Annotated in this window: 8 protein-coding genes; all 8 read left to right on the plus strand. The window is 35.3% G+C overall.

Annotated elements, in window-relative coordinates; genetic code table 11:
- Positions 1–17 precede the first annotated feature (17 nt).
- Positions 18–299, plus strand: a complete 282-nt coding sequence (locus C2M33_RS06980) for a lipopolysaccharide assembly protein LapA domain-containing protein (protein WP_054551349.1) — start codon at positions 18–20, stop codon at positions 297–299.
- A 2-nt stretch (positions 300–301) separates the two neighbouring features.
- Positions 302–1,438, plus strand: a complete 1,137-nt coding sequence (gene lapB, locus C2M33_RS06985) for a lipopolysaccharide assembly protein LapB (RefSeq protein WP_058585078.1) — start codon at positions 302–304, stop codon at positions 1,436–1,438.
- Positions 1,439–1,470: 32 nt separating this feature from the next.
- On the plus strand, positions 1,471–2,175 hold the full coding sequence (gene pyrF, locus C2M33_RS06990; RefSeq protein WP_063705476.1) for an orotidine-5'-phosphate decarboxylase: 705 nt from the start codon (positions 1,471–1,473) through the stop codon (positions 2,173–2,175).
- A gap of 374 nt (positions 2,176–2,549) precedes the next feature.
- Entirely contained in the window at positions 2,550–2,798 is a 249-nt protein-coding gene (locus C2M33_RS06995; RefSeq protein WP_063705472.1) for a hypothetical protein, read from the plus strand.
- Between the two features lie 242 nt (positions 2,799–3,040).
- Complete coding sequence (locus C2M33_RS07000) at positions 3,041–3,364, plus strand: hypothetical protein (RefSeq protein WP_199776352.1); 324 nt, start codon at positions 3,041–3,043, stop codon at positions 3,362–3,364.
- A gap of 138 nt (positions 3,365–3,502) precedes the next feature.
- On the plus strand, positions 3,503–3,781 hold the full coding sequence (locus C2M33_RS07005) for a hypothetical protein (protein WP_063705466.1): 279 nt from the start codon (positions 3,503–3,505) through the stop codon (positions 3,779–3,781).
- A 219-nt stretch (positions 3,782–4,000) separates the two neighbouring features.
- Positions 4,001–4,441, plus strand: a complete 441-nt coding sequence (locus C2M33_RS07010; protein WP_105174082.1) for a hypothetical protein — start codon at positions 4,001–4,003, stop codon at positions 4,439–4,441.
- Positions 4,442–5,388: 947 nt separating this feature from the next.
- Positions 5,389–5,838 carry a hypothetical protein gene (locus C2M33_RS07020; RefSeq protein WP_063705457.1) on the plus strand — a complete coding sequence of 150 codons (450 nt, stop codon included), beginning with the start codon at positions 5,389–5,391 and terminating at the stop codon, positions 5,836–5,838.
- Positions 5,839–6,000 lie beyond the last annotated feature (162 nt).

The raw sequence follows: 6,000 nt of genomic DNA on the forward strand, positions 1-6,000 counted from the left end.
TATACAGGAGTAGTTACTTGTTTAGGGTATTAAAAATCGTATTGATTGCGCTGTGTTTATTTATTGCGTTTGTACTTGGTTCACAGAATCCACAATTGGTGCAAATCAATTATTTAATCGCGAGTAATACATTGCCCCTAGCTGTTGTAATAAGTATCTGCTTTATTTTAGGTGTCGCAATTGGTTGTTTTATAAGCTTTACACTGTTTTCTCAGTTAAAGTGGCAAAATTATCGTTTAAAAAAGAAATTAGCGCCTGAAAAAAACAATAAAAAGCTTGTTGCTAATAAAGACACCTAATCATGATTGAGCTTCTGTTTTTACTTTTACCCGTTGCAGCCGGTTACGGTTGGATAATGGGTAAAAACAGCGCTAAAAACCAAGCTCATCAGCTTAATCGCCAAATTACCTCTGAATATTCTAAAGGCCTTAAATTTCTCTTAGACAGAGAAGAAGACCAAGGCTTAGAACACCTTATTAATCTACTCGAAGTTGCTGCTGATTCTGTTGAACACTATTCAACGCTAGCCACTATGTTCCGCCGCCGTGGCGAACTTGACCGTGCTATTAAAATTCATGAGCTGCTATTAAAGCACCCAAGTCTTGATGAGCAACAAGCTGCAACCAGCCGCTTAGAACTTGCTGAAGATTACATTATGGCAGGCTTGTTAGATGGTGCAGAAGAGCATTTAGTATGGCTTGTTAAGGCAGGCTATAAAGAAGCGTTAGAGCCTATTATTAATCTTTATTCACAAACCCGTGAATGGGAAAAGGGCATTAACATGTACGAGGCCCACAGTGAGTTGTTCACTAAACCTCAGCATGTAAAAGCGATTGCAAATTTTTATTGTGAAGCAGCCTTACAAGATAACGATACGCAAATTATGCGTAAAGCTATTAGCTTAAACCACAAAGCTATTCGCCCTTTGTATGAGCTTGGCCACAGCGCTTTTACTAAAGAAGATTATGTAAAAGCAATTTACTATTGGCGTGAGCTGATTAGCCAGTTCACGTTTTTTGCGCCAGTATTTATTGAAGAATTAGCACTGAGCTATCAAAAGCTTAATTTAACGCATCAGTTTTACGAATTACTCAATGAACTGCTCGATAAAGGTGGCGTATTAATAAAAATAAAACACTGCCAAGCTTTACTTGAGCAAGGCCATATCGAGCAAGCAATCAAATTTTTAACGGATAGTTTAAAGCGTCATCCGACTATTCGTGGCTTTAGCTTTTTATTACAGCTACTTGCCAAACAAAACAACGATATTAAAGATGTACTCGATCAAATTGATAAGCTAGTAACGTCTTATATCGCAACCAAACCTGATTTTCAGTGCCAACACTGTGGCTTTACCAGTCATACCATTTATTGGGTATGTCCATCTTGTAAGCACTGGGAAACAATTGTTCCAAGCCGTGGCATAGACGGTTTTTAATTCATATTAGTCCATTAGTTTTTAGGAAAGTTATGTCTGTCGAAGATTCAAAAAAAGTATTAATTGCCCTTGATTATGATGATCAACAAACAGCTCTTGCGTTTGTAAAGCAATTATCGCCTGATACGTGTCGCCTTAAAGTAGGCAAAGAAATGTTCACGTATTTCGGTCCTAGCTTTGTTAAGGAACTAATCGACTTAGGTTTTGATGTATTCTTAGACCTAAAATTTCACGATATTCCAAACACAGTAGCTAAAGCTGTAACCGCAGCTGCAAAAATGGGTGTATGGATGGTTAACGTGCATGCCTCTGGCGGCGTTGAAATGATGACTAAAGCAAAACAAGCTTTAGAGCAGTTTGGTGATGATGCTCCATTACTGATTGCAGTAACTGTACTAACTAGTATGGATGCCGCTGAGCTTACTCGTTTAGGTGTAGATAAAACACCAGAAGAGCAAGTAATTTACCTAGCAAATCTTGCTAAAGAATCAGGCCTTGACGGGGTAGTGTGCTCAGCACAAGAAGCGAAAAAGCTAAAAGCAGAACTCGGCGCAGACTTTAAACTGGTTACCCCTGGTATTCGCCCAGCAGGCAGCGATGCAGGTGACCAAAAGCGCATCATGACACCAAAACAAGCCGTTGAAGATGGCAGCGACTATTTAGTTGTAGGCCGCCCAATCACCCAATCGGCAGATCCAGTTGCAACACTAAAAGAAATTAACGACTCACTAAAATAACCTCGTTATTTTTAAATAGTCTTAAAGAGCATTGTAGGCACGGTTTATATCGCGCTAGATACAATGCTCTTTTTGTTTTTTTGGCAAGCTCACAATACTTAATCAGGTGAATTCCCTAGAACTCTAGCGATCAAAAAGTGTTTATTAGGATTGGCAAAATATCATATTTAATCAATTGCTAAACAGCTCTTTTCATATATATCAATGAAAGTGAACGTTGCGATCTGATTACTTTTATAATTTTATTTTGATGTCTTAAAAAACTTCGTGGTAGTAATCATTTAGGGAATTTGTTAAAAATATAGAAACCAGATAATTGGCGTTAAGTCTGCAAAGTATGCGCGATGAACGCACCATTTAAATGTTAGGTGTCTATGGATAAAGTATACCTGCTAGAGCATTTGCACATAATTTCTGAAAACAATGAATGTGTAAAGACAATCGGGATTTATGCTTCTGAGCAAGAGGCAATTGCTGCTGTTGGAAGACTAAAAGAGCAACCTGGGTTTAGTGATTTTCCAAATATTAACCCCGCTGCTTGTGACGAAAGTGGTTTCTATATATCGTGTTACCCACTTGGTAAAGATTATTGGGCTGAAGGTTTCGTAATAATCGACACCTAACACATATCAACATGCTGAATGCTTAGTTCAAGTAAGCATAACGATTCTTTTTTGCTGCTTTAAGTAGCTAATTTTTCTTTTATTATTTTAAAAACCTGTTTATCTTTGATATGTCTGTTAGCCGTTAAAATATTTTCGGCAAACACATATTGAGGGTCTCTTTCTTGATTTCATTAAAACTAAATATCAGAAGGTTATGTGATTTATTATAGATGAATTAAATCGCCAAAAATAGAAGCATTATGAGTAACTGGAAACCTATCACAAAACCTCATTTAGAAGGCATTATAGAAATTGCTGAGTTCAACATGTCTTTGGTTGAAAGAAACCTGTGGAACCAAATTAAACTAAACGAGCTTGAAAAATGGACTCAGTATCCATTTGGTGAAGAGGGCAATGGCTTTTGGGTTGTCGCAATAATTGGTAAGCGATGTCTTTATTATAATGATATAGAAGACGGGTTCAACTTAAGTAACTTCGAAGTTTGGGGTGAGATTGCTGACTATTATTCTAATCAAACTGATCTTTTAAGCTTCTTACAATCTGTATTCTTTAGAGGTATTTAAAAGCAAGTTAGCAAGTTAATATTAGAAGGAGGAATGCGGTATGCTATGTCTCGTGCCACATTATTTTTAGTCTATAGCTGTAAATTTTCTTCAATTATAAAATTGCTTCAAGGTTATTCGTAAGGAAAATATTAGGACATGGAAAAATTTGTACTCGCAATTTTAGTAATCCCACTGCTTATTGGGTTTGTAATTTTTTCTGTCAATTCAGTCTCTGAATTTAGAAAATCATTAGAAAATTGTTCTCATCCATTGTTCGTTAGTTGTTTCCCGTTTTTATTTCTAACTAATAACTTCTTCAATTCAATTGCGATTTCACATAAAAAAGAGGCTTTTAAAAACCTAGGACTGGCTTTATTGTGCTGGCTAACCGCAGCTGTTATTTTGTATGTTGCCCATCAATTCCAATATGTATAAGAAGCAAATGTATAGCGGTGGACTTGAATTAACTCTTTGTTTGATTGAGATATTACTTATTATTATGTGTTTGTTATTAGTGACTCTTTTGGTATAAAAAGCTATGTACCTTTAAGTGTTTATGAACAATAAGTTGCAATTGATGAAGAGCATCAGCTTTACCTTGAGCTTTCTATTTTATTTCTAGCTTAAGCTAATTATCTGTTGCTAAGGATTATTTTGAGTAACTATCTATTTTTATTAGTTTCATTTACTTGTTTAGCTATACAAGGAAATGAATCGCCTGAAACTGTTTGGGCTTATTCACCAAAGCATTTTGACTGTAGCCCTAATGAAATTAGCGTAAACGGTAGCGTCTCTATTATGTTTGGAGAGAACTCATTTAAAGAGTTAGCTATTTATCGTGAACCTGATAGCACATGGTTATTTTTGGTTGTTGATAGTGCTCCAAAAGAAATGAAAAGTTTAATGTCTACTTCTCAGCTTAAAGCTACAAGTTTAGTCAGCTTAACCCCCGAAACCATGGGTTTTCGCTGGGAAGCTGATGGTTTTAATGAGATTCTTTTCACAGTTCCCGGTAAATACACTTTATATAATAGTGATAATTTAGAAAGCGAAATGGGTGGTTATAAATGCGATATTGTTATTACCCGAAGCTGATTTTCTAAACTACAAGGTATGATATGTGGAGTGAAATCGATAACGGAGAAACCATAGGAACGATAGGTCTGAAAGTGGTTAAATAATTAAAGACGAGGAGCATTCAAAAGGTGCTCGCCTAACTTTTGAAAAAGATAGTGTTAATGCACCATACACCTTAACAAGTGGGGTTTACGGTTGCTTCTTTCATACAACTCAGTTATCAAACATAAAAGAGGGGATTAGTGAATTTGAAGCAATGAAAGCTGAAATATCAGAGTTCGTTAATAAAGAAACATCAACTGATGAAGAACATGATTGGATTTTAGCGTTTGTTGGTAGAAATAAATAACTATCAATTAATTATAAAGTAGAAATTAAACAGGTATAGCTTTATCGACAAACACTTTGTGTAAATATTAATACCTAATAGTAGCCTTTAACAGACAGTACAAAATAAGCTATGGAAAAATTTGAAGAAGAGCTAACAAACTACATTCACGATTTGTTTCTAGAGAATGAATTCTTACAATGGAGAAAAGGGCTTAAGCAATATTCAGAAGGCCAGTGGCACTCGCTAATCGTAAAGTTAGCTAACGCCAATGCACCGATAGATAAGTTAATGTACTTCGGTGAAAAAATTTATTCTCAATTAGTTTTCAATTATGTTAAAGCTCCGGATTACAAAGAATCTAGAATGTTAATGATCCAGTTTACTGTCACAGGGAGCCTATGGCACTGTTTGGTATGGCATTGTCCAGAACGAAATTAAAACGCTTATTAAATCACTCAACCTATACGCTTACTATTCTGACGCTAAGAAAGAACAGTCAAAATGTTTTTTAAATTGGGGATAGAAATTACAAATAGAGTTAGTTCAAAGAGAATGTTGTAAGCATTTATGTGTAGTTTATGCTCTTATTGAAGTATATAAACCATTATAATCTCTTAAGTAAAGGATTTAATTAATGGAAATCAAACTAGGTCATGGAATCGACACAATTCAATTTGGTCTTACAGAGACGCAAGCTGTTTCTGCGTTAGGTGTACCTGATAAGATATTTTTCACCGATTCAGAAAATAAGCGATTGCAGTTTAACCAGCTTTTAATAGAGCTGACTTTTGAAATTGACAATGATAATCGTCTTGGCTGGATCGAAGTTTACAATAAAAGTGCAGCTTTGTTTGGTTATCAACTTATAGGTAAGCCAATGGCCGAAGTTTTATCAATTATTAAGACCGAACTAGACTCTGAACCTTCTGTTGATGATTATGGCTCGTTTGTATCTGTAACGTTTGAAAAAGAATGGCTAGAACTTCAATTTCATTTTAATAACCTCACAAACATTAATTTTGGTGTTTTGTATAGCGATAACGATCAGCCTATATGGCCAACAACACCACAAGGATGCATTTAACAGCGAGTATAAAACCTTGTATGTTCAGATTAATTTAGGTTTACTATTAAATTTAATTAACTCAAACGTAAATTACATAGTTATTGAAACTAAAAAAAGAGTAAAGCTTTCACTTTACTCTTTCAGATAATTCATTATCTTGTTAACTCGCAACTCGCAACT

This window comes from Pseudoalteromonas sp. T1lg122 (genome assembly GCF_002964825.1).
Lineage (GTDB): Bacteria > Pseudomonadota > Gammaproteobacteria > Enterobacterales > Alteromonadaceae > Pseudoalteromonas > Pseudoalteromonas gelatinilytica.

Coding starts and splice junctions, on each gene's coding strand:
- pyrF (WP_063705476.1), top strand. CDS start 1,471: ATGTCTGTCGAAGATTCAAAAAAAGTATTAATTGCCCTTGATTATGAT.
- C2M33_RS06995 (WP_063705472.1), top strand. CDS start 2,550: ATGGATAAAGTATACCTGCTAGAGCATTTGCACATAATTTCTGAAAAC.
- C2M33_RS07020 (WP_063705457.1), top strand. CDS start 5,389: ATGGAAATCAAACTAGGTCATGGAATCGACACAATTCAATTTGGTCTT.
- lapB (WP_058585078.1), top strand. CDS start 302: ATGATTGAGCTTCTGTTTTTACTTTTACCCGTTGCAGCCGGTTACGGT.
- C2M33_RS07005 (WP_063705466.1), top strand. CDS start 3,503: ATGGAAAAATTTGTACTCGCAATTTTAGTAATCCCACTGCTTATTGGG.
- C2M33_RS07000 (WP_199776352.1), top strand. CDS start 3,041: ATGAGTAACTGGAAACCTATCACAAAACCTCATTTAGAAGGCATTATA.